The organism is Streptomyces griseorubiginosus (genome assembly GCF_001514195.1).
Taxonomy (GTDB): domain Bacteria; phylum Actinomycetota; class Actinomycetes; order Streptomycetales; family Streptomycetaceae; genus Streptomyces; species Streptomyces griseorubiginosus.
This window is the reverse complement of record NZ_KQ948734.1, coordinates 154,462-181,445: the sequence shown is the minus strand read 5'-3', so window position 1 is coordinate 181,445 and position 26,984 is coordinate 154,462. Positions and strand designations below refer to the sequence as shown.

The 26,984-nt window shown below is 71.5% G+C and carries 22 protein-coding genes and 1 riboswitch; of the genes, 9 read left to right on the top strand and 13 right to left on the bottom strand.

Annotated features, from left to right (window positions below):
- Positions 1-30: 30 nt before the first annotated feature.
- Together AQJ54_RS00850 and AQJ54_RS00845 are read left to right on the top strand one after the other, a co-directional pair.
- Entirely contained in the window at positions 31-483 is a 453-nt protein-coding gene (locus AQJ54_RS00850) for a VOC family protein (RefSeq protein ID WP_062232877.1), read from the top strand.
- Positions 484-803: 320 nt separating this feature from the next.
- A complete protein-coding gene (locus tag AQJ54_RS00845) occupies positions 804-1,754 on the top strand; it encodes a M28 family metallopeptidase (RefSeq protein WP_062232875.1) in 951 nt (316 codons plus the stop codon).
- A 35-nt stretch (positions 1,755-1,789) separates the two neighbouring features.
- Here AQJ54_RS00845 and AQJ54_RS00840 read toward each other — a convergent pair whose 3' ends face one another.
- Positions 1,790-3,523 (bottom strand): tetratricopeptide repeat protein, encoded by a 1,734-nt coding sequence (locus AQJ54_RS00840; RefSeq protein ID WP_062232873.1) that lies wholly within the window; start codon positions 3,521-3,523, stop codon positions 1,790-1,792.
- A gap of 128 nt (positions 3,524-3,651) precedes the next feature.
- Here AQJ54_RS00840 and AQJ54_RS00835 point away from each other — a divergent pair, with 128 nt between their 5' ends.
- Positions 3,652-4,146 (top strand): DUF6668 family protein, encoded by a 495-nt coding sequence (locus tag AQJ54_RS00835; protein ID WP_062234778.1) that lies wholly within the window; start codon positions 3,652-3,654, stop codon positions 4,144-4,146.
- Positions 4,147-4,278: 132 nt separating this feature from the next.
- On the top strand, positions 4,279-4,869 hold the full coding sequence (locus tag AQJ54_RS00830) for a flavodoxin family protein (protein ID WP_062232871.1): 591 nt from the start codon (positions 4,279-4,281) through the stop codon (positions 4,867-4,869).
- On the opposite strand, the gene AQJ54_RS00825 is transcribed toward AQJ54_RS00830, so the two are convergent.
- The 4 genes from AQJ54_RS00825 to AQJ54_RS00810 all read right to left on the bottom strand — a co-directional run bounded on the left by AQJ54_RS00825 (position 4,859) and on the right by AQJ54_RS00810 (position 9,278).
- Entirely contained in the window at positions 4,859-5,770 is a 912-nt protein-coding gene (locus AQJ54_RS00825; RefSeq protein WP_062232868.1) for an ABC transporter permease, read from the bottom strand. The genes AQJ54_RS00830 and AQJ54_RS00825 overlap by 11 nt on opposite strands.
- Positions 5,757-6,755, bottom strand: coding sequence for an ABC transporter ATP-binding protein (locus AQJ54_RS00820; RefSeq protein WP_062232866.1), 999 nt, complete (start codon positions 6,753-6,755; stop codon positions 5,757-5,759). The genes AQJ54_RS00825 and AQJ54_RS00820 overlap by 14 nt, the downstream gene beginning before the upstream one ends.
- A 31-nt stretch (positions 6,756-6,786) precedes the next feature.
- Positions 6,787-8,037, bottom strand: coding sequence for a LolA family protein (locus AQJ54_RS00815; protein ID WP_062232864.1), 1,251 nt, complete (start codon positions 8,035-8,037; stop codon positions 6,787-6,789).
- 230 nt (positions 8,038-8,267) lie between these two features.
- Positions 8,268-9,278 (bottom strand): polyprenyl synthetase family protein, encoded by a 1,011-nt coding sequence (locus AQJ54_RS00810; RefSeq protein WP_030322013.1) that lies wholly within the window; start codon positions 9,276-9,278, stop codon positions 8,268-8,270.
- Positions 9,279-9,560: 282 nt separating this feature from the next.
- Here AQJ54_RS00810 and AQJ54_RS00805 point away from each other — a divergent pair, with 282 nt between their 5' ends.
- Complete coding sequence (locus AQJ54_RS00805; RefSeq protein WP_062232862.1) at positions 9,561-11,663, top strand: CocE/NonD family hydrolase; 2,103 nt, start codon at positions 9,561-9,563, stop codon at positions 11,661-11,663.
- 267 nt (positions 11,664-11,930) lie between these two features.
- Positions 11,931-12,106: riboswitch (cyclic di-AMP (ydaO/yuaA leader) on the top strand.
- Positions 12,107-12,109: 3 nt separating this feature from the next.
- Positions 12,110-12,592, top strand: a complete 483-nt coding sequence (locus AQJ54_RS00800; protein ID WP_062232859.1) for a transglycosylase SLT domain-containing protein — start codon at positions 12,110-12,112, stop codon at positions 12,590-12,592.
- Positions 12,593-12,623: 31 nt separating this feature from the next.
- Here AQJ54_RS00800 and AQJ54_RS00795 read toward each other — a convergent pair whose 3' ends face one another.
- The 6 genes from AQJ54_RS00795 to AQJ54_RS45535 all read right to left on the bottom strand — a co-directional run bounded on the left by AQJ54_RS00795 (position 12,624) and on the right by AQJ54_RS45535 (position 18,748).
- Positions 12,624-13,436, bottom strand: coding sequence for a Cof-type HAD-IIB family hydrolase (locus AQJ54_RS00795; RefSeq protein WP_062232857.1), 813 nt, complete (start codon positions 13,434-13,436; stop codon positions 12,624-12,626).
- A gap of 595 nt (positions 13,437-14,031) precedes the next feature.
- Positions 14,032-15,060 (bottom strand): LacI family DNA-binding transcriptional regulator, encoded by a 1,029-nt coding sequence (locus AQJ54_RS00790; RefSeq protein WP_062232853.1) that lies wholly within the window; start codon positions 15,058-15,060, stop codon positions 14,032-14,034.
- 34 nt (positions 15,061-15,094) lie between these two features.
- Positions 15,095-15,961, bottom strand: a complete 867-nt coding sequence (locus AQJ54_RS00785; RefSeq protein ID WP_062232851.1) for a carbohydrate ABC transporter permease — start codon at positions 15,959-15,961, stop codon at positions 15,095-15,097.
- On the bottom strand, positions 15,958-16,956 hold the full coding sequence (locus tag AQJ54_RS00780) for a carbohydrate ABC transporter permease (protein WP_062232848.1): 999 nt from the start codon (positions 16,954-16,956) through the stop codon (positions 15,958-15,960). The genes AQJ54_RS00785 and AQJ54_RS00780 overlap by 4 nt, the downstream gene beginning before the upstream one ends.
- Positions 16,953-18,290, bottom strand: a complete 1,338-nt coding sequence (locus AQJ54_RS00775; RefSeq protein WP_062232846.1) for an ABC transporter substrate-binding protein — start codon at positions 18,288-18,290, stop codon at positions 16,953-16,955. Before AQJ54_RS00775 ends, AQJ54_RS00780 begins: the two co-directional genes overlap by 4 nt.
- A 257-nt stretch (positions 18,291-18,547) precedes the next feature.
- The gene (locus tag AQJ54_RS45535; RefSeq protein ID WP_159055493.1) at positions 18,548-18,748 is read right to left on the bottom strand and encodes a hypothetical protein; all 201 of its coding nucleotides are present in this window, start codon (positions 18,746-18,748) and stop codon (positions 18,548-18,550) included.
- Between AQJ54_RS45535 and AQJ54_RS00770 the strand changes: the two genes are divergently transcribed.
- Both AQJ54_RS00770 and AQJ54_RS00765 read left to right on the top strand, forming a co-directional pair.
- Entirely contained in the window at positions 18,747-19,886 is a 1,140-nt protein-coding gene (locus tag AQJ54_RS00770; protein WP_062232843.1) for a glycoside hydrolase family 53 protein, read from the top strand. The two genes, AQJ54_RS45535 and AQJ54_RS00770, sit on opposite strands and share 2 nt — an antisense overlap.
- Before the next feature lie 201 nt (positions 19,887-20,087).
- The gene (locus AQJ54_RS00765) at positions 20,088-22,922 is read left to right on the top strand and encodes a PKD domain-containing protein (RefSeq protein WP_062232841.1); all 2,835 of its coding nucleotides are present in this window, start codon (positions 20,088-20,090) and stop codon (positions 22,920-22,922) included.
- 61 nt (positions 22,923-22,983) lie between these two features.
- On the opposite strand, the gene AQJ54_RS00760 is transcribed toward AQJ54_RS00765, so the two are convergent.
- Both AQJ54_RS00760 and AQJ54_RS00755 read right to left on the bottom strand, forming a co-directional pair.
- Positions 22,984-24,186, bottom strand: a complete 1,203-nt coding sequence (locus tag AQJ54_RS00760; protein WP_062234775.1) for an FAD-dependent oxidoreductase — start codon at positions 24,184-24,186, stop codon at positions 22,984-22,986.
- A 51-nt stretch (positions 24,187-24,237) separates the two neighbouring features.
- Positions 24,238-25,476, bottom strand: a complete 1,239-nt coding sequence (locus tag AQJ54_RS00755) for a carboxylate--amine ligase (RefSeq protein WP_062232838.1) — start codon at positions 25,474-25,476, stop codon at positions 24,238-24,240.
- A gap of 243 nt (positions 25,477-25,719) precedes the next feature.
- Here AQJ54_RS00755 and fahA point away from each other — a divergent pair, with 243 nt between their 5' ends.
- Positions 25,720-26,937: a fumarylacetoacetase gene (gene fahA / locus AQJ54_RS00750; RefSeq protein ID WP_062232835.1), complete on the top strand. Its 1,218-nt coding sequence runs from the start codon at positions 25,720-25,722 to the stop codon at positions 26,935-26,937.
- Positions 26,938-26,984 lie beyond the last annotated feature (47 nt).

Sequence of the window (26,984 nt, the reverse complement as noted above, 5' to 3'; positions counted from 1 at the left end):
GTGTCAGTGGGCGCCGCTATAAGTGACGGTATGACACCCGTGCACTGGAAAGTCGTGATCGACGCCGAGGACCCGCATGCCCAGGCCGACTTCTGGGCGGCCGCACTGCACTACGAGAGCGAGGACAACGACGCCCTGATCCAGCGGCTGCTGGAGCTCGGTGCCCTGCCGCGCGAGGCCACCGTGGAGTACCACGCCCGGCTGGCCTTCCGGGACCTGGTCGCCGTACGGCATCCGGACGACCCGTACGACAAGGACAGCGGAACCGGTCTGGGGCGGCGGCTGCTCTTCCAGCGGGTGCCGGAGCGGAAGACCGTGAAGAACCGGCTCCATCTCGACCTGCATCCCGGGGAGGGCAGACGGGCGGCCGAGGTGGAGCGGCTGACGGGGCTCGGGGCGAGCGTGCTGAACGAGGTGAGCGGGCCCTCGGGGGCGTGGGTCGTCATGCAGGACCCGGAGGGGAACGAGTTCTGCGTCCACTGAGCGCGGTCGCGGTCGCTGGACGCGGTCGCGGGTGGCGGTCGCGGTCGCGGTCGCGGGTGGCTGTCCCGGTTGGGGGCGGTCCCGTCGCGGGTCGCGGTCCCGTCGCGGGTCGCGGTCGCGTCGCGGGTCGCGGTCGCGTCGCGGGCCGTGGTCGCGTCCACTGAGCTCGTTCGCCTTCCGGGCAGGCGAACCCTTGTCCGAACTTCCCTGACCGAATAGCGCCCTTGACGGTGAGTCAACCTCAGCTTCACCATCCAGGCACCATTCGCTGTGGAGTTCCTGTGACTTCAGGGACTCCCATGGAATTCGGAGCCCCCCACATGAAGCTCTCGGTTCCCGGGCGCGTCACGGCCACCGCCGTCGCCGCCACCGTCTCCCTCCTGGCCGGCGGATCCATAGCCGGCGCGGCCCCCGCGGGAACATCCGCGGTGGCCGCGGCCCCGGACATCCCGGTGGCCAACGTGAAGGCGCACCTCACCCAGCTCCAGTCCATCGCCACCGCCAACGGCGGCAACCGCGCGCACGGCCGCGCCGGTTACAGAGCCTCGCTCGACTACGTGAAGGCCAAGCTGGACGCCGCCGGATTCACCACGACCGTCCAGCAGTTCACGTCATCGAGCCGCACCGGGTACAACCTGATCGCCGACTGGCCCGGCGGCGAGACCAACCAGGTGATCATGTCCGGCTCGCACCTCGACAGCGTGACGGCGGGCGCGGGCATCAACGACAACGGCTCCGGTTCGGCGGCCGTCCTGGAGACCGCGCTGGCGGTGTCCCGGGCCGGCTTCCACCCCACCAAGCACCTGCGGTTCGCGTGGTGGGGAGCGGAGGAACTCGGCATGGTGGGTTCCAAGTACTACGTCAACAACCTGTCGACGGCGAACCGTTCGAAGATCAAGGGCTACCTCAACTTCGACATGATCGGCTCGCCGAACCCGGGTTACTTCGTCTACGACGACGACCCGGGCATCGAGAAGACCTTCAAGGAGTACTACGCCGGCCTCGGCGTCCCGACCGAGATCGAGACCGAGGGCGACGGCCGCTCCGACCACGCCCCCTTCAAGAACGCGGGCGTTCCGGTGGGCGGGCTGTTCAGCGGGGCGGACTACATCAAGACGGCGGCGCAGGCGGCCAAGTGGGGCGGGACCTCGGGGCGCGCCTTCGACCGCTGCTACCACTCGTCGTGCGACACGACGGCCAACATCGACGACACGGCGCTGGACCGCAACAGTGACGCGGTGGCGTACGCGGTGTGGGGGCTGTCCCAGTAACGGGACGTAACGGGGCCTCCTGGTTCCGTGCGGGTCTAGGAGTCGGCTTTCCGGGCGCGTTCCGCGAGGCGGAGCATGCGGGAGCGGGCCGACTCCAGCCTGTCCGGTTCACCGGCCGCCGGGCCTTCCCCGGCGGCCATCTCCGTCCACAGGGCGAGCAGGTCACTGCCGAGGGCCAGGCCGCGGGAGGGATCCCGTACGGCCTTCCACGCGGTGACCGCGCTCTGCACGTTGCCGTAGGCCGACTCGGCGTCTCCGGCGCGGTGCTGGATGCCGGCGAGGTCGAGGGAGATCACCGCGGCCTGTTCCGGTTCGCCGCCCAAGTAGGCGATGTACGCGGCGAGTTCACGCACCCGCAGCACATCGGGATGCTCTTCGCCGAGGGTCTGCGACGCTTCGGCGACCACGTCCTGGGCCAACTCCGCGGCGACCTCCGTCCGCCCCTCCCGCACGGCCGCGCTGATCCGCTCCACGGGCTCCCCGAGCACCGCCGTGTCCTCGACGACCAGCCCCTCCCCCATCACGGCCTCAGCCACCGCATCGAACCCCCGCACAGGGGCCGGCTGGGGGTCGGGGTCGTCGAGAAGAGGGACGGGGGTGAGGAGGGGGGCGGGACGGGGGGTGGAGCCGGCTGAGGGGAGGGGGGTGGCGGTGAGGTCGGTCGGGGGGAGGGGGGTGGGTCGTGTGTCGGTGGGGGGTGGGGTCGGGGTAGGGGTCGGGGTCGTCGAGGGAAAAGGCGTCGGCGTGTAGGCGGAGCGGGGGGAGGCGAGGGGCTCGGCGGCGGATGCGGGACGGGCGTCCATGACGGGGGGCGGACCGAACGCGCCGGTGGGGGGTACGGCGGTGCCGGGGGCCGGGGCCGGGGCCTGGAGCGGAGAGGGCCGGCCGGAGGGCGAGGACTGGTCTGGAAGCGGGGCGGAATCCGAGGCGTCCGCCGCGCTGGGCGGCCGCGTGTCCTGGACGTGGCGCAGGGCTTGGGTGGGGTCCGGTTCGGCGTCCGACGGCTGGGGCACGGAGAGCTTCCGCATCCGGAAGGTGACGTCGGACTCCCGCCCGGGCTCGTCGAACTGCCGCACGGGCTGATCGGGCGGGGCGGGTGCCGTGGAGGGCTCGGGCGCGCGGTCGTACGCGGCGGGTGCGGCGGGTGGCTCGGCCACGGGGGCGAACGAAGCGGGCACACCGGCATCCCCGGACACACGGTCGTACGGCGCGGGCGCGGCGGAAGGCTCGGGCTCGCGGTCGTACGCCGCGGGCGCAGCGGAAGGCTCGGCCACGGGGACGTACGAAGCGGACGCGGCGGCATCCCCGGACACACGGTCGTGCGGCGCAGGTGAACCCGCGTCCTCGGCCCCACCGTCATGCCGGCCAGGTGCGGCGGAGGCCGGTCGCGGTTCGGGGTGGGGTGTCGTCGGGAGGAGGATCGGGCCGGACGGTGCCTCGAAGGGCCTCGGCGTTTCGGGGGCCGGTTCCTCGGGGCGGGGCATGCGGATCGGCTCCGCGGTGAAGCGGCTGGAGCCGTCCGTGGTGATCTCCAGGGGGACCACGTAGCCGATGCGGGCATCGTGGACCGTGGCGTGGACGGGGTGCCCCGTGGAGAGGGCGAGGTGGTGGAGGTGGGTCAGGACGGCCTGGTGGAGTTCCTCGCCCGGCGGTGCGGTGACCGTCCTTCCGGCCACCGTCGCGCACTCGCCCGTCAGCGGGACGCGGACGTCGATCGGGGTAGCCCCCCACTGCTGGTCCCGCTTCTTGTCGCGGCTGAGTCGAGACATCTCATCCCTCACGGTCGTGCACGTACTGTCGAGTCTCTCCGCTCGCCCCCGGTTCTCACGTCACCGTGATGTCACAGGCCTGTTCCAGGAGCCGGTGGCGGGCGGGATGACAGGGTCGGGGCGTGGGCATGCGCACCGGAGTACGGCGAGAGGCGGAGAACGTGCAGCACCAGGGACCGGAGATCTGGATCCGCGGACCGGTGACCCCGGCCGGGAGGCGGTTCGCGTGGGTCGGTACCCATGGTGGCGCCGGTGTCTCCACCCTGGCCACCGTCTACGGCGGTCACGACAGCGGTCGGGCCTGGCCGGGCCCCGGCGCCCCGACCTCCGTGCTGCTCGTCGCCCGGACCCACGCCGCCGGCCTGCTCGCCGCGCACCGCGCCCTGGAGGGCTTCCGGCACGGAGAGCATCCGCCGGGCTTCGACCTCGACGCCGTCGTGCTCGTCGCGGACGCCCCCGGACGCCTCCCCCGCCCTCTCGCCGGCCGGATCAAGGAGATCGAGTCTGCGGTCGACGTGTACCGGGTGCCCTGGGTGTCCGACTGGCGTCTCGGCGACCTGAACGGCAAGCCGCCCCGCGGCACCGAGGCCCTGGTCCGGCTCGTCCGGTCCGCCGCGCCCTGACGACCTCGGCCCTCACCTCCCCTCACGTCCCCTCGCCACCCGCCCCGTCGTGACTCACCCTGGACATCTCTATGCGCACGCATATAATGCACGTGCGATTACTTTCGTACGCCGCCCATCCGGGAGATCTTCATGACGCGCCGCTTCCTGTTCGTGCTCGGCAGCAGCCGCAGCGAGGGCAACACCGAGCTGCTGGCCCGCCGGGCCGCCGAGCAACTGCCCCCGGACGTCGAGCAGCAGTGGATCGACCTCGCCACGCATCCGCTGCCCGACTTCGAGGACCTCCGGCACGACACGGACCACGCGCGTCCGACGATCGGCCACACGGCACTGCTCTTCGACGCGACGCTCGCGGCGACCGACATCGTGATCGCCTCCCCGCTGTACTGGTACTCCGTCTCCGCGCACGTCAAGCGCTACCTCGACCACTGGTCGGGCTGGCTGCGCACCCCGGGGGTCGACTTCAAGGCGACCATGGCGGGGCGCACGCTGTGGGGTGTCACCGCACTGGCCCACGAGGAGTTCGAGGTCGCCGATCCGCTGGTCGGCACCCTGAACAACTCGGCCGCGTACCTGGGGATGCGCTTCGGAGGGGTGCTGCTCGGCAACGGCAGCAAGCCCGGTGACGTCCTGAAGGACACCGAGGCCCTCACCCGCGCGAAGACGTTCTTCGAGCAGGAGGCCCCGCTCGCGCGGTACTCCTACGAGCAGCTCACGCCGTGATGTCCTTCGCCGTGAACCTCGCCCACGCGGCCGAGCCGAACACCGCCGCGTACAGCGCCTGGAGGCCCAGGTTCCTCACCAGGTCGTCCCAGTAGACCGGTTCCCGCATGAGGTCGGCGAAGGACAGCCAGTAGTGGGAGAAGAAGTACGGCTGGAGGGCGTGGAGCTGGGGGATCTGGTCGAGGATCTGGACCGTGATCAGCAGGCCGACGGTCGTGGCCATCGCCGCGATGCCGCTGTTCGTGAGCGTCGAGACGAACAGGCCCAGGGCCGCAACGCCGACCAGTGACGCGGCCACCACCAGGGCGATCAGCAGGGCCCTTCCGAGGCCCTCCGCGAAGGTGATTCGGGTGCCGGAGATCGTGGTGAGGTCACCCAGCGGGAAGAGGAGGGCGCCCGTCGCCAGCGCCGAGACCGCCACCACGAGGGTGGCGACCAGGCAGAACGTCATCACCGTCGCGTACTTGGTCAGCAGCAGGCGGGTGCGGCCCGCCGGGGCGACCAGGAGGTAGCGGAGGGTGCCGGCGTTGGCCTCGCCCGCGATCGCGTCGCCCGCGATGACGCCGATGGCCATGGGGAGGAAGAAGGGGAGGGTCGCGGCGAGGGCGGTGAAGACCAGGAACAGGCCGTTGTTGGTGATCTGGGAGATGAAGGCGGGGCCGTTGCCACTGGGGCCTGACGGGTCGTCGCCTCCGGTCTCGATCTTTACCGCGATGCCTACGAGGATGGGGACCGCTGCGAGTACCGCCAGGAGGGCGAGGGTGCGCCAGCGGCGGAAGGTGGTGCGGAGTTCGTTGCGGAAGAGGGTGCCGTAGAAGGTTGTACGGCGGCTGACGGCCGGTGGGGGCTGGTCGCGCAGTTCCCCGCGCCCCTTGGGGGTGATCTCCTCAGCCTGCGACATCGAAGCCCTCCCCCGTCAGGGCCACGAAGGCGTCCTCCAGGGATGCGCGTTCCAGGGCGAAGCCTCGCACCCTTACCTCCGCCTTCACCAACGCGGCGTTGATGTCGGCCAGTTCGCGGTCCGGGGGTTCGGCTGTCACGCGGTCCTCCTCCAGGACCACATCGCCTACGCCCTGTTCCTTCAGCACCCGTGCCGCCTCCGCCGGGTCCGGAGTCGTCACCACCAGTCTCCCCCTCGCCCCCGCCGCCAGCTCCCCCACCGGGCCCTGGGTGATCAGGCGGCCCTGGGCCATCACGGCCACGTGGGTGCAGACCTGTTCGATCTCGTCGAGGAGGTGGGAGGAGAGGAAGACCGTCGTGCCGTCGGAGGCCAGTTCCCTGACGAGGGAGCGGATCTCGCGCATGCCCTGGGGGTCGAGGCCGTTGGTCGGTTCGTCCAGGACCAGGAGGCGTCGGGGTTGGAGCAGGGCCGCCGCCAGGCCCAGGCGCTGTTTCATGCCCAGCGAGTACGCCTTCGCCTTCTTGCCCGCTGCGGCGGCGAGGCCCACCCGGTCCAGTGCGGCCGCCACCCGGGTGGGCCGGGTGCACGGGTCGGCGGTGGGGTCGGCGGCGTCGTAGCGGACGAGGTTGTCGCGGCCGGAGAGGAAGCCGTAGAGGGCCGGGCCCTCGATGAGGGCGCCCACGTGGGGCAGCACGGTCCGGGAGGCGCGCGGCATGGGGCCGCCGAGGACCCGGGCCGAGCCGGAGGTCGGTTCGATGAGGCCCATCAGCATGCGGATGGTGGTGGTCTTGCCGGAGCCGTTGGGGCCGAGGAAGCCGAAGACGCTGCCCGCCGGGACGGTCAGGTCGAGACCGTCCACGGCGAGTTGTCCGCCGCGGTAGCGCTTGGTGAGGGCGCGGGTGACGATGACGTCCTCACCGGCGCCCTGCGGAGCGCTGTCGTCCGGCCCCTCCGGATCCGGTTCCGTGGCGGACGGTTCGCCCATCGGCTTCCTCGATTCGTCGTGCTCCTGGGGACTACTTCCCCGCGTCGGCCGCCTTCACCAGGGCGTCCTTGGTGACCGCGCCGACGTAGACCTTGCCGTCGTCGGTGATCAGGGCGTTGATCAGGCGGGTCTTGAAGACGGTGCCCTGGCCGAACTTGCCGGAGACCTTGTCGCCGAGCGAGTCCAGGAAGCTGCCCGCGTCACCGCCGACCTCGGAGCCGGACGGGACGCCCTTGCCGCCGGTGTCGAAGGTGGCGATGGAGTCCCAGCCGTCCCCGATGACGTTCAGGCCCTCGGGGCCGTTCTTGCCGAGCTCGGCGGAACCCTTGTCCAGGTGCTTGCGCTGCTCCTTGCCGAAGTCCTCCGCGTGTCCGGGCGCCTTCGACGCGTCCCCCGCGTCCCCCTCCTCGACCTTCGCGCCCTTGGGCGGGGTGAAGTCGAAGGTGGAGGCGGCCGGCCTGGCGAAGCTGACCTGGGTGAATCCGGCGTCCACGACGGCCGCTCCGCCGCTCGCCGGGGTGAGGGTGAACTTCAGGGGCAGGCCGGTCTTCGCGTCGACCGCGACGGTGATCTGACCGACCGTCGTGTTTTCGTCCTTGGGCTTGATGACCAGGCGGTAGGCGTCCCGGCCCGCGACCTGGGCGGTGCCCTCGACGGTGATCGAGGTGGTCTTGTCGGCGGCCTTGAGGGCGTCCTCGGCGAGGTCCTTGGGGGTGGCCGGGAGCTCGTCGTCCTTCTGCTTCCCGTCCCGCTCGGAGGCGGTGGTGTGGAAGACCGAGTTGGACTTGCTGTCGTAGCCCCAGACGTCCTTGCCGTTGTGGATGAGGCTGTACTCGGCCGCGTCCTCGAGCAGCGAGACCTTCTGCTTGTTCTCGCCGTCGGCCGCGACGCGCAGGGTGTGGGTGCCGGAGGCGAGCTCGGTGAGCTTGGCCGAGGGGTCGGCGGAGGAGCCGTCGCCCGAGCCCGAGGGGCCGGCGGCGGAGCCCAGCGAGTTCGCCAGGCCGCCGAGGTCCGGCAGGCCGAGATCGGTGGTGATCTTCACGGTGCCGGACAGCTGCTGGACGTCCGACGCGGCGATCTTCTCGACGAGTTCCTGTGCGCTGATCTTCGGCAGGTCGGGGTCGCCGGAGTCGGCGAGCGCCGGGACGAGCCCGATGGTCGCCGCCGCGACTCCCACCACCGTGGCCGGGACGACGTAGCGCGCGGCCTTGCGCCGGCGCGCCGCGCGCAGTTCCTCGGCGTCCGCGGCGGTAGCGCTGTCGTCGGATGCGTTCGGTGCCATGTGTGCCTTACCTCCGTCGTCGGCGGCGGCTGTCAACTCCCGTACGTCCACCCGTAGCCGCCATTCTCACCCGAATCGGTGAGGAGTGGTGTTTTCCGTGGTGTCCATCTGACCAAATCGGCCATGAACATGCGTCAGACCACGGAGCCAACTCCGCGTACACCTGGGGTATGACACGACGGGCGAACGCCCCCTACGGAACCCGTAGGGGGCGCCCGTTCCGGGCACGGTCAGCCGGCGCGGTGGACCACCGCGTCGCACAGCTCCATCAGGGCCGCCTTCGCGTCGCACTCCCGCAGCGGGGCCAGGGCCGCGCGCGCGTCCTGGGCGTACTGCACGGTGTCCCGGCGGGCCTGTTCGAGGGCGGGGTGGGCGCGCAGCGCGGCCAGCGCCTCGGCGTGCCGGGCGTCGTCGGTGAGGTCGGAATCCAGGAGCTCGCACAGGGCGATGTCCTCGGCGAGCCCGAGGCGGGCGGCCCGCTCGCGCAGCCGCAGCACCGGCATGGTGGGGATGCCCTCGCGCAGGTCGGTGCCCGGGGTCTTGCCGGACTCGTGGGAGTCGGAGGCGATGTCCAGGACGTCGTCGGCGAGCTGGAAGGCGACGCCGAGGCGCTCGCCGTACTGGGTCAGGACGTCGACGACCCGCTCGTCGGCGCCGGACATCATCGCGCCGAAGCGGCACGAGACCGCGACCAGCGAGCCGGTCTTGCCGCCGAGCACGTCGAGGTAGTGCTCGACCGGGTCACGGCCGTCCATGGGCCCCGCGGTCTCCAGGATCTGGCCGGTGACCAGGCGTTCGAACGCCTCGGCCTGCACCCGGACCGCCTCGGGGCCGAGGTCGGCCAGGATGTGCGAGGCCCGGGCGAACAGGAAGTCGCCGGTCAGCACGGCCACCGAGTTGCCCCAGCGGGTGTTGGCGCTGTCCACGCCGCGGCGCACCGCGGCCTCGTCCATCACGTCGTCGTGGTACAGCGTGGCGAGGTGCGTCAGCTCCACCACCACGGCGGACGGCACCACGCCGGGTGCGTACGGGTCGCCGAACTGGGCGGCGAGCATCACGAGGAGCGGCCGGAACCGCTTTCCGCCCGCGCGCACCAGGTGCTGGGCGGCCTCCGTGATGAAGGGGACCTCGCTCTTGGTGGCTTCGAGCAGTCCCTCCTCGACAGCCGTCATTCCGGCCTGGACATCGGCTTCCAGAGCCTGGTCCCGCACGCTCAGCCCGAACGGCCCGACGACGGTCACGAGGGGTCTCCTGTCTGCTGGTGTCTTCTGGCGGTCAAGCGGAATGTCGATAAGGCGCTGCCATCACTCAAGTCAGCGTATCCGGTCACCTTTGGATCACCGATAGCGCCCGCCCCGTCCATGCCAGGCGGTATCGGATCACGACCGGTATGTTTTTGATCACCTGAAAAGAACGGATATCCATCGACTTGTAGGGAAGTAACCGACTGTGTCCCAGCTGCGCCGCACCGTGCGCCCAGTGCGTTGACACACGAGACGGTCCACGAGGACGTCCGTGTCCCGATGCCGGACGGGACGCTGCTGTACGCGCGCGTGTGGCGGCCGCTCACTCCCGAACCGGTACCCGCGATCCTGGAATTCCTGCCGGACCGCCTCACCGGCCGGACCGCGGCCCGCGACGGCCGCCGCCACCCCTGGTACGCCGCCCACGGCTACGCCTCCGTCCGGGTGGACGCGCGCGGGCACGGCGACAGCGAGGGTGTGCCGGGCGAGCCGTACGGGGCGGCCGAGCCCGCCGACGGGGTCGCGGTGATCGACTGGCTGGCCGCGCAGCCCTGGTGCGACGGCCGGGTCGGCATGATCGGCAGCTCCGGGGGCGGCTTCGGCTCCCTGCGGATCGCGGCCCTCGCACCCGGGCCGCTCCAGGCGGTCGTCACGGTCTGCGGCACCGACGACCGCTACGACAACGACGTGCACTACCTGGGCGGTTCCGTCCTCGCGGTGGACACGCACGCGTGGGCGGCGGCCACGCTCGCGCTCACGTGCCGGCCGCCGGACCCGCTCCACGTCGGCGACGCCTGGCGCGACATGTGGCTCGGGCGCCTGGAGGCCGTGGAGCCGCCCCTGCACACCTGGCTCGCCCACCAGACCCGCGACACGTACTGGCGCCGGGGCAGCGTCCGCGAGGACTACGGCGCGATCGACGCGGCCGTCCTGGCGGTGGGCGGATGGCACGACCCGTACCGCGACACCGTCCTCCGGCTGGTCGAGCACCTGCCCGCCGACCGGGTCCGCGGGATCATCGGCCCCTGGTCCCACCCGGACCCGGACCAGGGTCCGCCGGGCCCGGCGAGCGGCTTCCTCCGGGAGACCCTGCGCTGGTGGGACCAGCACCTCAAGGGGGTCGACACCGGCGTGATGCGCGAGCCCCTGCTGCGCGCCCACGTCAGCGACTCCCACCCCCCGGCGACGGCCCACGGCACCCTGCCCGGCCGCTGGGTCGGCGAGCCCGCCTGGCCCTCCCCCCACGTCACGACGGTGTCGTACGGCCTCCAGGGCCCCGCCGTGCTGGTCCGTTCGCCCCAGCACACGGGGGTGGACGCCGGCCGGTTCGTCCCGCTCGGGAACGACGCCGATCTGCCGCCGGACCAGCGGGAGGAGGACGCCCGCTCGGCCTGCTTCGAGTTCGCGGTGGGCGAGGAGACATGGGTGCTGGGGCGGCCGCGGGTGCGGCTCAGGGTGACCTCGGAGGTGGCGCGCGGGCAGGTCGTCGCTCGGCTGTGCGATGTAGCCCCGGACGGCTCGTCGACCCTGGTGACCCGGGGCGCGCTCAACCTCTCCGCGCGCCTCGGCCGGGACCGGGCGGTGCCCTGGGAGCCGGGGGCCACGCAGGAGGTCGCCTTGGAGCTGAACGGCGTCGGGCACGCCTTCCGGCCCGGCCATCGCATCCGGCTCGCCGTGTCCTCGGCGTACTGGCCGTGGATCTGGCCGCAGCCCGAGTCGCGGGCCGGTTTCACGCTGGACCCGGCGGGCAGCTTCCTCGAACTGCCGGTGCGGGGGCGTGCGGCGGACCTCGCGTTCTCGGATCTCGCCGCTTCGGACTCCGCGTTCTCGGACTCCTCGTTCTCGGCCCCCTCGTTCTCGGACCCCTCGCTCTCGGGCATCCCGGTCTCGGGCGTTGCGGTCTCGGGCGTCGCGTCCGCGAACCCCGCGCTCCCGGACGGTGCGGCCGAGATGCCGGAGCCGGCCCTGCCGCTCGGGGTGGACCGTGGCGTGGCCGCCGACGGGTGGAGTCCCGTGACCCTGGACGAGCCCCGTCCCGAGCGCCTGGTGGTGCGGGACGTGGCCAAGGGCGAGTGGCGTCTGGAGGTCGATCCCCGGTACGGCGGCACGCGCGTGTACCCCGACGGGCTGGAGTGCACCGAGGACGTGCGGGAGACGTACACGATCGACGAGCAGGACCCCCTGTCGGCGCGCACCCGCTCGGACTGGTCGATCCGGCTGCACCGGCCGGACCTCGCCTGGGACACCACCGTGCGCACCCGCTCGGAGATCAGCTGCGACGGCAGCGACTTCCACACCTCGAACGAGGTGATCTGTACCGAGGGCGGCGAGGTGGTCTTCCACCGGACGTGGGAGAAGCGGATCCCACGGACGGCCGGTTGACTCCGAGTTGGGCCTCTTGCCCGTTTTGGGCGTCTTGCGCACAGGCGTGACTTGACTCACTCCGGCTGACGGACCGGCAGATATCCGGAATACCTCAATCCGCCTTTTCCCGTGCGCAAGTTGAGGCTTGCTACCGCAAAGGATCAAGTGCCCCAAATGCCCCCGACCAAGGTCAATAGGCATTGCATGTGAATTCGCCACTTGTTCCGGACATGTGCTCTCGCATACGTTCCCGGCCTGTCGGGCGGACGCCGAATCCTGCCACCGCCCGTACACCCACCGAGAACCACGGCAGGAGCGGGGGACCCAGGTAAGTCGCCGGACCGGGCGTCTTCGGACATACCGGTACGGCTTGGGGTGAAGTCATGCCTTTTGCGGGCATGGCCGGGCAACTCCCCGCCCGAACCCGACAGCTCACCTCGCAGGCGACGGAGAGGAACTTCGCCATGTCCGCTGCCGCTCAGCACCGCGCTTCCCGCACCAACCGACTCGTCCGCAAGCTCGCGATCGCCGGAACCGGGGTCGCCGTCCTCGCGCTCCCGCTCGTCGGCGCGACCACCGCGTCCGCGGCCACCCCGACCGTGCAGACCGCGACCACCCTCGGGTACGCCAACAACCTCGACGGCTGGATCCGCGCCTCCCTCGCCGTCATGGCGGAGCACGGGATCCCCGGCTCCTACGACGGCATCTACCGCAACGTCATCCGCGAGTCCTCCGGCAACCCCTACGCCATCAACCTCTGGGACTCCAACGCGGCCGCCGGCACGCCCTCCAAGGGCCTGCTCCAGGTGATCGACCCGACGTTCAACGCGTACCACGTGGCCAACACCTCGTGGGACCCGTACGACCCGGTCGCGAACATCACCGCGGCCTGCAACTACGCGGCGGCGCGGTACGGGTCCATCGACAACGTGTTCGGCGCGTACTAGGACGCGTACCAGGCACGGCGCCTGCCGGGAACTACGCCTGGCTGAACAGTCTTTCGAGGACGACGGCGATGCCGTCGTCCTCGTTCGACAGGGTCACCTCGTCGGCCACGGCCTTGAGTTCGGGGTGCGCGTTGGCCATCGCGACGCCGTGGGCCGCCCAGTCGAACATGGGGATGTCGTTGGGCATGTCCCCGAAGGCGATCGTCATCTCGGGGCCCAGGCCCAGGTGTTCGGCGGCCAGTGCGAGGCCGGTCGCCTTGGTGATGCCGCATGGCTGGAGTTCGACGGTGCCGGGTCCGGACATGGTGACGGTGGCCAGCGAACCGACCACCGAGCGGGCCGTGACCGCCAACTCGTCGTCGGACAGGTACGGGTGGCGCAGCAGAACCTTGCTGATCGGCTCGCACCACAGGTCGTCGCGCCGGCCGACCCGTACGGCGGGCAGGGTCGGGTGGGGCATCAGATAGCCCGGTTCGATGAGGGTGAGCCCGTCGACACCGTCCTGGTCCACCGCCGCGTACACCAGCCCGACCTCGGCCTCGATCTTCCCCAGCGCGGTCTCCGCCAGCTCCCGGTCCAGGGTCACCGACCAGAGCAGACGGTCCGCGCCGGCGTCGTACACCTGGGCGCCCTGTCCGCACACCGCGAGCCCCGTGCTGCCGAGGTCGTCGAGGAGCGGCCGCACTCTGGGCGCCGGCCGTCCGGTCACGACGAGGTGCTGGGCCCCGCCCTCCGCCACCCTCGCGAGCACGGCCAACGACCGGTCGGAGAGGGTGTCGTCGGCGCGGAGCAGCGTGCCGTCCAGGTCGGTGGCGATGAGTGAATATGCGGGGGAGGCGGCCATGATCAGAGAATACGGATGGTTGGCCCCTCCGACTCGACGCGAACCGGACGGCTGCCGCTTTCACATCTGTTGACGGCAGTTCCGGTTCTGGGGGTGCGGCGGTGTGCTGCGCACCGCCACCGTGCGCCGCGCCCCGGTGTGCGGGCGGGGCGGGGCATGTTCGGTGCGGTTCGGGCCCGTTGAGGCGGCGAACGAGTGGGGGCGGGCAGTGCGGGGAGCTCCGCGCCGCGGTGACCGGTCGCGACCCCGCCCGCCTTCTGCCGATGCACCCGATGGCGCCCGCCGCCCCGGCTGCCCGTCCGCGACAAGGCGGCCGCGCTGGGCCGCGGTTGGGGTGGGGGGACGGGCGCGCCCAGCCTGCCCCGTACCGACGCGTCCCGCGCCACGGCGACCGGCGCAACCCCTGCCTCACGGCGACGCGCACCGCGCCACGGCGACCGGCGCAACCCCTGCCTCACGGCGACGCGCACCGCGCCACGGTGACGGGCGCAACCCCGCTTGCCTCATCCAACGGGCCCCGTGGCGCAGGGACCGGTGAGCTCCCCCGCCTGCCCATCCCGCGGACCCCACGCAGCCCTCCCCTGCCCGCGGAGCGCTACGCCGAGTCCCGCACCACCAGTTCCGTCGGGAGGATGATGCCTGCCGGGTCCTCGCCGGCGATCTGGGCCAGGAGCATGCGGACCATCTCGGTGCTGATGCGGTCGAAGGGCTGGCGCATGGTGGTGAGGGCGGGGGCGATGGCGGTGGCCGCCGGTGAGTCGTCGAAGCCGCCGACAGCGATGTCGTCGGGCACCGAACGACCCGACTGCTGAAGGACGTTGACCACGCCCAGGGCCATGAGGTCGGAGGCGACGAACACGGCGTCCATGTCGGGCGCCTGGGACAGCAGGCGCCGGGCAGCGCGTTCGCCGCCGCTGCGGCGGAAGTCGCCCTCCACCACGAGCGCCGGGTCGTAGGGCAGGCCCGCCTCGGCGAGCACGTCCCGGTAGCCGGCGAGCCGGTCCGGCCCGCCCGGCATGTCCAGCGGCCCGGTGACCATGCCGACGCGCCGACGGCCGCCCGCGAGGAGATGCCGGACCATCTCCTGGGCGCCCTCCCGGTCGGCGGCGGCCACGTAGCTCACCTTGGTCCCCCGCCCGATCGGCTTGCCGCACACCACCAACGGGATCCCGGCGTCGTGGAGTTCGGCGGCGACCGGGTCACCGCTGTGGTTGGACAGCAGCAGCACCCCGTCGACGTGGCCGGAGGTGATGTACCGGGTCAGGCGCCGCCGGTCGTCGTCGCTCTCGGCGAGCATGAGCAGCAGCGGGATGTCGTGCTGGGCGAGCCGCTCGGTGCACCCCCGCAGCAGGACGTTGAAGTTGGGGTCCTCGAAGAACTTCTCCTGCGGTTCCGTCAGCAGGAACGCCACCGAGTCGGAGCGGCCCGTACTGAGGCTGCGGGCATGCCGGTTGACCACGTACCCGGTCTTCCTGATGGCGGACTCCACGGCCCGCCCGGCGGCGGGCGAGACGTAGTGGCCGCCGTTCAGGAAGCGGGAGACGGTGCCCCGCGACACGCCCGCCTCCCGGGCGACGTCGTGGATGGTGGGGGGCCTGCGGCGCCCGTTCGCACTCGTGGTCATGGTCCTCGTCAACTAGAGACTTCAGCAGGGGTGTTCAGGCCTTGACCGAGCCGCTCAGCAGGTCCAGGGACCAGAACCGCTGGATCACCAGGAAGAGCCCGATCAACGGCAGGACCGCGAGCAGACAGCCGGTGATGACCAGGGTGTAGAGGGCCGGCTGCGAGGCGCCCTGGGCGAGCAGCGTGTAGAGGCCGAGGGTGATCGGGAACTTCTCGTCGTCGGCGAGCATCACGTACGGCAGCAGGAAGTTGTTCCAGATGCCGACGAACTGGAAGAGGAACACCGTGATCAGGCCCGGCATCATCATCGGTACGGCGATCCGCGAGAAGATCCGCCACTCGCTCGCGCCGTCCATGCGGGCCGCCTCCATCAGCTCGGCGGGCACCGACGCGGCCGCGTAGATGCGGACCAGGTAGACGCCGTAGGGCGAGAGGATCGACGGCAGCAGCATCGCCAGGTACGAGTCGGCCATGCCCAGCTTCGACAGCAGCAGGTACTGCGGTACGGCGAGCACGATGGACGGCACCAGGACGCCGGCCAGGATCATCTTGAAGACGGCCTCGCGGCCCCGGAAGGCGAACCGGCCCAGCGCGTAGCCGCCGGCGGCGGAGACCGCGGCCGAGAGCAGGGCGCCGAGACCGGCGTAGAAGGCCGAGTTGGCCATCCACCGCCAGAAGATGCCGTCCCGGTAGGCGGTCAGGTCGCTCAGGTTCCGGAAGAAGCCACTGCCGGGGGCGAAGGTGAAGGTGGAGAAGAGCTCCGACCGGTCCTTGGTCGCCGCGACGACCACCCAGGCGATCGGGATCAGGCAGTACAGCGCGCCGAGGAGCAGCACGAGCGTGGGCACCCAGGCGGTGCGGCGGCCGCCCTTGGGGCCGGCGGTGAGGGTGAGCGGGGTCATGCCCGGTCCTCCCGGGTGTAGCGGTCGGAGATGCGCAGCAGGGTGAAGGAGAGGACGAACGTGGCCAGGGCCAGGACGACCGCGGTGGCGGAGGCGCCGTAGATGTCGGACTGGAGGAAGGCCTTGTCGTAGATGGCCATCAGGGGGCTCCACGAGCTGGGCAGCCCGTTGGTGAGCGGCTTGAGGGCCATCGGCTCGGTGAAGACCTGGAGGGTGGCGATCACCGAGAAGAAGAAGGTGAGCACCAGGGAGGGCAGCACGATCGGGACCTTGATCCGCAGGGCGATCTTCAGGTCGGACGCACCGTCGATCCGGGCCGCCTCGTAGATGTCCGGCGGGATGGCCCTGAGGGCGGTGTAGATGACGATCATGTTGAAGCCGGTGCCGCCCCAGACCGCGATGTTGGCGAAGGAGAGGTAGAGGTTGCCGCCGTCGAACAGGTCGGGCTGCGGGAGGCCGAGCTTGTCCAGCAGGTAGTAGAAGGGACTGACGTCCGGCAGGTAGAGGAAGCCCCACATCAGGGCGGCGATGATGCCGGGCACCGCGTACGGCAGGAAGATCGCCAGCCGGGCGAAGGGCGCGCTGCGGGCCCGCGGGGTGTCCAGCATCAGCGCGAACAGCAGCGCGAGGCCCAGCATGGTCGGGATGACGATGAGGCCGTAGCCGAAGGCCCGCAGGACGCTGTGCCCGAACTCGGAGTCCTTCAGGACGTCGGTGTAGTTGCCGAGGCCGTTCCAGACCTGCTGCCGGGCGCCCTTGCCGAGGCCGATGCCCTTGACCTGGACCCTGTGCAGGCTCAGCCAGATCGCGTACCCGATGGGCACCACGGTGAAGGCGGCGAAGAGGGTGAGGGTGGGCACCAGGAACCAGTACGGTGCGCTGCGGCCACGGCGGCGGGGGCGGCTGGGGCGGACGGTCTGGGCGGCGGTGCCGGTGCCGTCCGCCAAGGGGCCGGCCTCGACGAGGCCGGCGCCCTTGAGCGGCGCGCTGGTCATGCCTCGGTCACCTCGAAGCCCTGCTTCTTCATGTCGGCGAACGTCTTCGACTGCACGGTGGCGAGGGCGGAGTCGAACTGGGCCTCCTTCTTGGCCTTGGTGGCCTTGCCGAAAGCGTCCTGGAAGGTGGTGTAGGCCGTGTTGACGTTGGGGCCCCAGGCCGCGGCGGCCGTGGTCGCGGCGATCTGGCCGGCCGTGGTGTAGAAGTCCGCCTGGTTCGAGAAGAACTCCGGCGTGGTCAGCACGTCACCGGACTGGCCCTTGGTGGCGGCCGGGTAGATCGCGACCTCCTTGACCAGGGCGGCCAGCGCCTCCGGGTCGGTGTTCAGCCAGGTGGCGAACTTGGCGGCGGCCTCGGCGTGCTTGGAGTCGGTGGAGACTCCGGTGGAGGAACCGCCCCAGCTGCCGGTGACGTTCTCGCCGGACTTCCACTGCGGCAGCGGGGCCATGCGCCACTTGCCCTTGGTGTCGGGCGCGGAGGAGACCAGCACCCCGGGCGCCCAGACCGCGGAGACCCAGGCGAGGTGGGTGCCCTTGTTGAGGGCGTTGTTCCAGGCCGGGGTGTACATCGGCTGGTTGTCGATGACGCCCTCCTGGACCAGGCCGCCCCAGAACTCGGCGACCTGCTTCGTGGCCGCGTCGTCGATGCCGACGGTCCACTTGCCGCCGGAGCCGACGGTCCACCACTTGCCGCCGGCCTGCTGGGCGAGGCCCGCGAACAGGCCGGGGTCGTTGGAGGAGAAGGTGGTCAGGTAGGCGTCCGGGACGGCTTTCCTGGCGGCGCGGGCGGTCTCGGCGAACTCCGTCCAGGTCTTCGGGACCGACAGGCCGTGCTTCTTGAAGAGGTCCTCGCGGTAGTAGAACATCAGCGGCCCGGCGTCCTGCGGGATCGCGTAGAGCGCGTCCGTGCCGAGCGTGACCATGCCCCAAAGGCCCTCGGCGAACTGGGACTTGGTGTCACCGGCGTACTTGGTGATGTCGGCCAGCACGTCGTTGGAGACCAGGGTGGGCAGCGACTGGTACTCGACCTGGATGAGGTCGGGGGCGTTGCCGGCCTTCTTCGCGGTGATCAGCTTGGAGACGATCTCGCCGCCGCTGGCCTGCTTCGACACGGTGACCGTGATGTCGGGGTTCTTCTTGTTCCAGATCGCGGCGACCTTCTCCATGTTCGGAGCCCACGACCAGTAGGTCAGCTTGACCGGCCCGCTGTCGCTGCCGCCGGAGTCGTCGTCGGAACCGCCGCAGGCGGCGAGGGTGCCGGTGAGGCCGAGGGCTGCGGCCCCGGCAAGGATGCTGCGCCTGCTGATCTGGCGGCGGTTGATCGACATCTTCATCTCCCCTGACTTGGAACCAGCCGTTCCCGGACATCCCGCGTACGCGGCAACCGCCGTGGGGGGAGGTTCTGCGGACGGGTCCGAGAGGCTGTGCGCGAGGGCCGCGCGGCTCTGTGATCGTGCACAGTAGAGAATTGTTTCGGGGCCTTGTCAATGGCGGGTGCGTGGGGTTACCTACTTGTTGCTCGCCCCTGACTGGGGCGAGGGGAGCTGTGCACGATCACAGAAAATGAGGGTTTTCTGGTTCGTCAGGCGGTTCACCGACTCCCCTCGCCCCGCTCCACGTCCTGCTCCTCGTCCTGCTCCTCGCCCCGCTCCTCGTCCTGCTCCTCGTCCAGCCCCCGACGTCTCCCCGGCTCGCCCCGGCTCTCCCCGGCTGTTCCCGGCTCTCCCCTGGCCACCGGAGCCCCCGCATCACCGGTGTCTCCGTGACCGTCCGCGAAAGGACCCTTTGACATGCGCAGACGCAGTGTGCTCACCGCTGCCGGAGCCGCCGCGCTGGCCGTTCCCGTGCTGGGGGCCGCGCCGGCCACCGCCGCACCGGCGTCCGGTCGGCGGGGCTGCCTGGAGATCCGGGGTGTGGACATCTCCTCGCTGCCGAAGAACGAGGACCACGGGGCCGTGTACCGGACCGCGGAGGGCCGCCGCGAGGACCCGGTCCGCCTGATCGCGCGGGCCGGTGTCACCCACGCCCGCCTCAAGGTGTGGGTGAACCCGGCCGACGGCTACAACGACAAGGCGCACGTCCTGGCGCTGGCACGGCGGTTGAAGCGGGCCGGGGTCGGCATCTGGATCGACTTCCACTACTCCGACAGCTGGGCCGACCCCGCCCACCAGACCAAGCCGGCCGCATGGGCGGGCCTGGACGTGCCGGGGCTGGCCAGGGCGGTGTACGACCACACGGCCGATGTGCTGGGTGCGTTGCGCAGGCAGGGCACGCCCGCCCAACTCGTGCAGATCGGCAACGAGTTGAACGGCGGGCTCATCTGGCCGGAGGGCAACTGGGAGCACTTCGACGCCATGACCGCCTTCCTCAAGGCCGGTCTGAGGGCGGCCCGCGACACCACCCCGCGCGTCCGCACGATCCTGCACCTGGCGAACGGCGGCGACAACGGGCTGTACCGCTGGTGGTTCGACAACGTCGTGTCGTACGGCGTCGACTTCGACGTCATCGGGCTCTCGTACTACCCGTTCTGGCACGGCCCGCTCGCGGACGCGGCCGCCAACATGGCCGACATCACGGCGCGTTACGGCAAGCCGTGCGTGATCGCGGAGACGGCGTACCCGTTCACGCTGGAGAGCGAGGACGACGTCAACGACATCATGAACAGCCCCTCGCAGCTGACCGACGGTTTCCCCGCCACTCCGGCCGGCCAGGCCGCGTGGCTGCGCACGGTGGCCGACCTCGCCGCGGGCGTCCCGAACGGCCAGGGCCTCGGCTACTGCTACTGGGAGGGCCTGTGGACCTACCGCGCGGGCAGCGGCTGGGACCCGACGAACCCGGCCTCGGGCAACGCGTGGGAGAACCTGGCCCTGTTCGACTTCGAGGACCGGGAGCTGCCGGGGCTGGGGACGTTGGGGCGGTACCGGGGGTAGGGGCGGGGTCCCACCACGGGACGCAGGCGGCCGGGCGGGGCCGTGGACGCTGAGACCTCATGGGGTGGGCCCCGGCCGGGCGTGGGGTGTCCTGACCGAATCAGGTTCAAGAGGAGAGCGGATCAAGGGCAGCGCAAAACCCCCTCTTTGTGATGCCGGTGCCAGACTGCGCGCCGGAACATCTGATCCATTGGGGGAACCGTGGGCTCGTCACGCTTCGTCGCCCTGGCCGCGAGCACGCTGGTCGTCGTAGGTGCCCTGGTCGGGGCGCCGGCCGCCACGGCAGACACCGGGCAGCCCGGGACGTTGTACGTGCAGGGCGTCGACTGGTGCAGCGACACCGGCCCGGGCACGCAGGACATGCCGTTCTGCTCCGTGCAGGCCGCCGCCGACGTGGTGATGCCGGGTCAGACGGTCGACATCGTCGGCGCTCCGTTTCAGGGCGGGAAGGTGACTCTCACCCGGTCCGGCACTCCCTCCGCACCGATCACCTTCCAGGGCGTCTCCACCGACCCCGTCAACACCTCGGCCAACCTGGTCCTGCCGCCGAACCTGGACGGAACGATCACCCTGTCGGGCGTGCACGACGTCCACGTGTCCTACCTTCTGCTGGACCACACCTCGACCGACGCCGTCGACGTCAAGGGCTCGCAGGACGTGGTGCTGGACCGTCTGCACATCGCCGATCAGGCCTCCTCGGGTGCGGCCGCGGTGACCGACGGGGTGTCCGTCGACGGCGCCTCCTCCGGCGTCACCGTCTCCCGCAACCAGATCTTCGACAGCTCCGGGAACGCCGTCCAGGTCGCGTCCGGCGCGCACGACGTCACCGTGACGACCAATGAGCTCGTGACCAGCCGGTATGCCGAGGTCGCGGTCAGCGGCACCGCGACCGCGGAGGTGACGGGCAACACCCTCGACGACTCGTGCGGTCCGGGCCTCACCATCGACGGCGGCTCCTCCGCGACGGTGGAGAACAACGTCTTCACGGGCTTCGGGGGGAGCGTCGTCTGTCCCGCCCCGACGGCCCCCGCGCTCTCCGTCGCCGCCGACTCGGCGGCTTCCGTGACCGCCGACTACAACGCCCTCGCGGTCAACAGCGGCCGGACCGAGTACTCCTGGGGCGGCGCCGCGTACACCGCGGTCGCCGCCTTCACCGCGGCCACCGGCCAGGGCGCCCACGACCTCGACCACGTCGGCTACGCCTACCCGGACGCCACGGACGAGAACTCCCCGGTGATCGACTCGGCCGACGCCGACGCGCCGGGCGAACTCGCCACCGACGTGCACGGCGCGCCCCGGGTCGACGACCCCCTCGTCGCGGACACCGGCACCGGCGCCCGGACGACGTACGACCGCGGCGCCTTCGAGCGGCAGGACACGTTCCCCCCGCCCAGCGGCCCCACGTCGGCCAGTGGTATCGGCCCGCTCAGCGTGTCGGTGACACCGGGCAGCCCGCGGCCCGGCACCTGGGGTCTGCCGGAGACGTACACGGTGGACTTCGGCGACGGCAGCCCGGCCGTCACGGACGCCTCGGGGACCGTGACGCACACGTACACCGTCCCCGGCGTCTACGCGGAGAAGGTCACCGTCACCGACGCCAACGGGTCCAGCGCGAGCCGGACGGCGAAGGTCACCGTCGGTACGGCGACGCCTCCGGCCACGTCCGCGGCCGTGAGCGCGGAGATCGGCCAGGGCACCGTGGACGCGGGAAGCGCCGTCCTCACGTTCGACCACTCGGACAACTGGGAGCTCGCCTCCCGCACGGTCTCCTGGGGCGACGGCAGCAACAACAACGTGCCCGTCACCCGGGGGGCCGCGGGGCACGACTACGACTACGACGTCCCGTTCCGCACCTACACGGTGACCCTGACGCAGACCGACATCTTCGGGCGGACCGCCACGGCCACCACCACCTTCCGGCCGGCCGACTCCTACACGCCGCTGACGCCACCGGAGTACGACTACCAGGGCACCGTCAAGGCGCACGGCCTCCTCACCCTCGACAGCAGCACCCTGCACACCGACACGAACGGCGTCGACGCGGCAGCGCTGCGGGTCACGGCCACCGGCGGCAGCTCGGGCGGCTACCTGACCCTGTATCCGTACGGCACGACGCGGCCGTCCGTCTCCGCCGTGAACTTCGCCGCGCACCAGACCACCGAGAACGGCATGACGGTCAGGACGGACTCCTCCGGGAACATGTACCTCTACAACGGCAGCGCGGCCTCCGTCAGCGTGAAGATCGTCACCGCCGGGATCTTCAGCCACGCCCAGTTCGGGCGCTCCTACACCCCCGTCGCCCCCGTCCGGGTGCTCGACACCCGCAACGGCACGGGCGGCGTCACGGGCCCGGTGGGGGCCGGGAAGTCGATCACCGTCGCCGTCGCCGGGACCCACGGCGTCCCCGCGGGTGCGGCGGCCGTCGTCCTCGACGTCCAGACGACGAGCGCCCAGGCCTCCGGGTCGCTCGGCGTCACCTCGCACGGCATGGCGGACTCGGCCGTCACCACGTCGTACTGGGCCAAGGGACAGACGGTGTCGAACCTGACCGTGGTGCCGCTCGTCGACGGCAAGGTCGTGCTGCACAACAGCAGCAGCGGCTCCGTGCAGATGGTCACCGACGTCTTCGGCTACGCGGATGCCACCGGCACCGGCTCGGTCTACCTGTCGTCCACGCCCACCCGGATCCTCGACACCCGCGACGGCACCGGTACCGGCGGCCGCGTCGCCAGGCTCGGGGCGCACCAGACGCTGAAGCTCAGGGTCGGCGGCGTCCACGGCATCCCGTCCTCCGGCACCACGGCCGCCGACCTGGTGCTGACCGCCGTCAGCCCCACCGCGGGCGGCTACCTGACCGCCTGGGCCGACGGCACCACCCGGCCGGGAACGGCGAGCCTGGACTACGGCACCGGACGGACGACTCCGAACGAGATCCTGCCCCCGGTCGGGTCGGACGGGTACGTCGACCTCTACAACGGCGGCTCCACGGCCGTGAACGTCCTCGCCGACCAGTACGGCGCGTACGTGGCCCAGTGACCGCCGACCCGGCCCGCCTCCGCCAGAGGGGCGCCGGGTGGCGGTGACGGCTTGCGTCGGCCTAGCCGTGATGTGTCGCCAGATGCCCCGCCAGCCGCGGTGAGGCGAACTCGGTGCCGCAGACGAAGCGCATCACCGGGCCGTAGGAGGCCGCCGCCGGGAGGCCGGTGAAGTACAGGCCCGGTACGGAGGAGACGTAGCCGGCGCCGAGCCTGGGGGTGCCGCGGCTGACCGCCAGCTCGGTGCGCAGTTCGTGGCCGAGGAAGTCCATCGCGGCGATGTCGACGCGGTAGCCGGTGGCCGCGATGACGTGGTCGGCCGCGAGGCGGTCCCTGCGGCCGGTGTGGTCGAGGACCTCCAGCACCGGGTGGCCCTCCGTCCCGTCCGCGGTGACGATCCGGTCCACCTCGGTGACCTGGACCTTGCCCTCGAAGCGGTCGCGCAGCCACCACGCGCCGAGCGGGCCGAGGACCCGGCGCACCAGGTAGTGGCGGGTGCTCTCGGGGAGCAGACGGTAGGGGTGCGGGTAGTAGGTCAGGGCCCACAGCGACCAGGCGCGGCCGAACGGCGACTCGGGGCGCAGCCTCGGCTGCCGCCACGGGGGCGCACCGAAGGCCACCCGGCCGTGTCCGCGGGCGACCACCCTGACCTGCGCGCCGGCCTCCGCGGCGAGGGCGGCGGTCTCCAGGGCGGACTGGCCGGCGCCGACGACGATCAGCTCCTTGCCCGCGTACCGGGTGAGGTCGTGGTGCTGGGAGCTGTGCGAGAGCGGGGCGATGGGGGCGGGGCCGTCGGGGGCCGCGGCGGCCAGTTCCGGGGGCAGGTGGGACAGGCCCGACAGCCCGGTGGCGACGACCACGGCCCGTGCGGTGAAGGACTCCCCGGAGTCGAGCTTGAGCTGGAAGCCGCCCTGTTCGCTGCGGTCCACGGAGACCACCCGCACCTGCTCCAGTCCGGGTACCAGCTGCCGCTGGAACCACTGGCCGTAGGCGATGAAGGTCTCCACGGGGATGATGTCCTCGTCCGTGACCAGCCGCGGGATGCCCGCCGCGTCGCAGTAGTCGGCGAGGGTGTGTCCGGGCTGGGGCGCGTCCAGGCTGGAGGCGGCCGGGGTGGACTTGAGGAGCATGCCCGCGGGCATGTGGTCGCGCCAGCTGACCATGGGGTCGCCGAAGACGCGCACGGGTATGCCGCGCGCCCGCAGATGGGCCGCGGTGGACAGGCCGAAGGGCCCGGCGCCGATGACTGCTACCGGATGGATCACGAAGTCCCTCCCCAGGACGTTCACTTCGTCACTTCGTGGTGGAGCTGCTGGTCAACTGGTCAGGCCGCCGCGGCGGTTGGTGCGCCACAGCTGGTAGAGGTGCTTGGCGCCTGGCCGCACGAAGCGGCCGAGCATGGTGAGGAACGGCAGCGGGTCGTCACCCGCGAGCCAGGCCAGTTCGGTCCCGCTGGGCCGCTTCGGCGCGTGCGGGGTCGTATAGCCGCTGCGGCGGTAGGCCAGCAGGGCGGGCAGGTCGATGTTCTCCACGACATAGCGGTGTCCGGCCCGCTGTTCGCCCTCCGGGACGGCCCGCCCGGTCAGGTCCAGGTGCATGGCGCGGACGACGTCCACCCCCGACTCGCTCTCGAAGAGCCGGAACTGGGCGCCCATGCGGGGGTTGAAGTCGAGGAGTTTGTACTGGCCGTCGCGCCGGTCGAAGCGCAGGTCGAGGTCGATGATGCCGGTGTAGCCGAGCTGTTTGACGAAACGCGCGGCGAGGTCCGCGAGTTCGGGGTTGTCGACGACGTAGGCGTTGGCCGTCATGCCCGCGTGCGGCGGCCAGGAGCGCACCTTGACGCCGGTGAACAGGGCCAGCGGGGTGGAGTCGGCGTCGAAGTAGGCGTGCACGATCCAGTCCTCGGCGTCCTCCCGGGGCAGGTACTCCTGGAGGATCACCCCGGGCCGCTCGCCCCAGTCACGGGCGAGGGCGAGCAGCCCTTCGCGGGTGGCGATGCGGGTGGTGCCGCCCACCGCGGGCCGCGTGCGCCGTACGAACGCCTCGCGGTTCTTGGCCACCACGGGGAAGCGGGCCTTCTCGGCGAAGGCCACGATGTCGTCGTACGACTGCGGGAAGGCGGCCTCGGGACTGGCGATGCCGTGCTCCACGCACAGCTCGTGCAGGCCCTGTTTGCTGGCAAGGCGGCGCGGCAGACCGGCTTCCACGCCCGGGAAGAGGAAGCGGCCGCACAGGTCCCGGCGGTGCTCGGCGATCAGGACCGCGGCCTCCTCGTCGGTCGGCACGAGGACGGCGGGGCGGCCGATGCGGCGCCCGATCCGGATCAGTCCCTCGACCAGCCGCCCCGGGTCCTCGGTGCCGGTGGTCGGCCAGACGAAGGCGCGGGTGAGGTAGCGGGAGACGGCCGCGGGCGTCCAACGGTCCTCGGTGATCGCGTACATGGGCACGCCGAGGCGGCCCAGACTGCGGATGGCGCCCACGCCGCCGTGGTGCAGCGGGTAGTCGCCGAACTTGACGATCAAGGCCGGTACTTCGGTGTCGGCCTCGAAGGGCACACTGCTCGAACTCCTGGCCACGGTCCCCCCACGCGTCCCCCGACGGACGCGACCCCACCCATCCCGTCCGTGTCTCGCAAAGGACGCTAAGCCGGAATGGTCCACTCCGACCGTCCCTTAACGGGACATTGCCAACTCTTTGGCCACATCGCCAACCCTTCAGACACTCCCGCCAACAGTGGCTCCGCCGTAACGTGTGGCGCGACCACCGGCACCGCGCGTTCGAGAGTGAGGCAGCACCCCATGCCCCCCTTCGATGTCCCCGAGGGCGACCCCTTCGGCCCCCACAACCTCCCCTACGGCGTCTTCTCCACCCCCTCCTCGCCACGGACCGTCGGCGTACGGCTCGGCGACCACGTCCTGGACGCGGGCGCGGCGGCCGGCGCGCTGGGCTCCCCGTACGCCGACCTGCTGGCCCGGCCCACCCTGGGCCCGCTGCTCGCGGCGGGCCGCACGGCCTGGTCGGACGTACGGCGGGCGCTGACGGCATGGGTGACGGTGCCGGCCCACCAGGAGGTGATCGCGGACTTCCTGCACCCGCTGCCCTCGGTCGAACTGCACCTGCCGTTCGAGGTCGCGGACTACGTCGACTTCTACGCCTCCGAGAACCACGCCCGCAACGTCGGGCAGATCTTCCGCCCCGACGGCGAGGCACTGACCCCCAACTGGAAGCACCTGCCGATCGGTTACCACGGCCGCTCGGGCACGGTGGTGGTGTCCGGCACGGATGTCGTACGGCCCTCCGGCCAGCGGAAGACTCCCGCCGACGCCGCTCCCGTCTTCGGGCCGTCGGTGAAGCTCGACATCGAGGCGGAGGTCGGCTTCGTGGTCGGCGTCCCGTCCGCACTGGGCCGGCCGGTCGGGCTCGGCGACTTCCGCGAGCACGTCTTCGGGCTGTGCCTGCTCAACGACTGGTCGGCGCGGGACGTCCAGGCCTGGGAGTACGTCCCCCTCGGCCCGTTCCTCGGCAAGTCCTTCGCCACCTCGGTGTCCGCGTGGATCACCCCGCTGGACGCGCTGGAGGAGGCACGGTTGGCCCCGCCGGAGCGCACGCACGAACTCCTTCCCTATCTGGACGACACGGTCCCCGAGGTCGAGCCGGGCGGCTACGACCTGCGGATGTCCGTCGCGATCAACGGACACGAGGTGTCCCGGCCGCCGTTCGCCACCATGTACTGGACCGCCGCCCAGCAGCTGGCGCACATGACGGTGAACGGGGCGTCGCTGCGCACCGGCGACCTGTACGGCTCCGGGACGGTGAGCGGGCCCACGGCGGACGAGCGGGGTTCCCTGCTGGAGCTGACCTGGAACGGCCGGGACGTGCTGGAACTCCCGGACGGCAAGCGGACGTTCCTGGAGGACGGGGACGTGGTGACCCTGTCGGCGTGGGCACCCGGCCCGGGCGGGGCCCGGGTGGGCCTGGGGGACGTGGTGGGACGGGTGGTGCCGGGCGACCGGTGAGGTGAGCTGAGGTGAGGGGTGCGGGGGTGGGAGGGCGGCGGGGGTGC

What these genes read in the sequence shown, in the direction of transcription:
- AQJ54_RS00850 (WP_062232877.1), top strand. Translation starts at nt 31, where the DNA reads ATGACACCCGTGCACTGGAAAGTCGTGATCGACGCCGAGGACCCGCAT.
- AQJ54_RS00845 (WP_062232875.1), top strand. Translation starts at nt 804, where the DNA reads ATGAAGCTCTCGGTTCCCGGGCGCGTCACGGCCACCGCCGTCGCCGCC.
- AQJ54_RS00840 (WP_062232873.1), bottom strand. Translation starts at nt 3,523, where the DNA reads ATGTCTCGACTCAGCCGCGACAAGAAGCGGGACCAGCAGTGGGGGGCT.
- AQJ54_RS00835 (WP_062234778.1), top strand. Translation starts at nt 3,652, where the DNA reads ATGCGCACCGGAGTACGGCGAGAGGCGGAGAACGTGCAGCACCAGGGA.
- AQJ54_RS00830 (WP_062232871.1), top strand. Translation starts at nt 4,279, where the DNA reads ATGACGCGCCGCTTCCTGTTCGTGCTCGGCAGCAGCCGCAGCGAGGGC.
- AQJ54_RS00825 (WP_062232868.1), bottom strand. Translation starts at nt 5,770, where the DNA reads ATGTCGCAGGCTGAGGAGATCACCCCCAAGGGGCGCGGGGAACTGCGC.
- AQJ54_RS00820 (WP_062232866.1), bottom strand. Translation starts at nt 6,755, where the DNA reads ATGGGCGAACCGTCCGCCACGGAACCGGATCCGGAGGGGCCGGACGAC.
- AQJ54_RS00815 (WP_062232864.1), bottom strand. Translation starts at nt 8,037, where the DNA reads ATGGCACCGAACGCATCCGACGACAGCGCTACCGCCGCGGACGCCGAG.
- AQJ54_RS00805 (WP_062232862.1), top strand. Translation starts at nt 9,561, where the DNA reads ATGCCGGACGGGACGCTGCTGTACGCGCGCGTGTGGCGGCCGCTCACT.
- AQJ54_RS00800 (WP_062232859.1), top strand. Translation starts at nt 12,110, where the DNA reads ATGTCCGCTGCCGCTCAGCACCGCGCTTCCCGCACCAACCGACTCGTC.
- AQJ54_RS00795 (WP_062232857.1), bottom strand. Translation starts at nt 13,436, where the DNA reads ATGGCCGCCTCCCCCGCATATTCACTCATCGCCACCGACCTGGACGGC.
- AQJ54_RS00790 (WP_062232853.1), bottom strand. Translation starts at nt 15,060, where the DNA reads ATGACCACGAGTGCGAACGGGCGCCGCAGGCCCCCCACCATCCACGAC.
- AQJ54_RS00785 (WP_062232851.1), bottom strand. Translation starts at nt 15,961, where the DNA reads ATGACCCCGCTCACCCTCACCGCCGGCCCCAAGGGCGGCCGCCGCACC.
- AQJ54_RS00780 (WP_062232848.1), bottom strand. Translation starts at nt 16,956, where the DNA reads ATGACCAGCGCGCCGCTCAAGGGCGCCGGCCTCGTCGAGGCCGGCCCC.
- AQJ54_RS00775 (WP_062232846.1), bottom strand. Translation starts at nt 18,290, where the DNA reads ATGAAGATGTCGATCAACCGCCGCCAGATCAGCAGGCGCAGCATCCTT.
- AQJ54_RS00770 (WP_062232843.1), top strand. Translation starts at nt 18,747, where the DNA reads ATGCGCAGACGCAGTGTGCTCACCGCTGCCGGAGCCGCCGCGCTGGCC.
- AQJ54_RS45535 (WP_159055493.1), bottom strand. Translation starts at nt 18,748, where the DNA reads ATGTCAAAGGGTCCTTTCGCGGACGGTCACGGAGACACCGGTGATGCG.
- fahA (WP_062232835.1), top strand. Translation starts at nt 25,720, where the DNA reads ATGCCCCCCTTCGATGTCCCCGAGGGCGACCCCTTCGGCCCCCACAAC.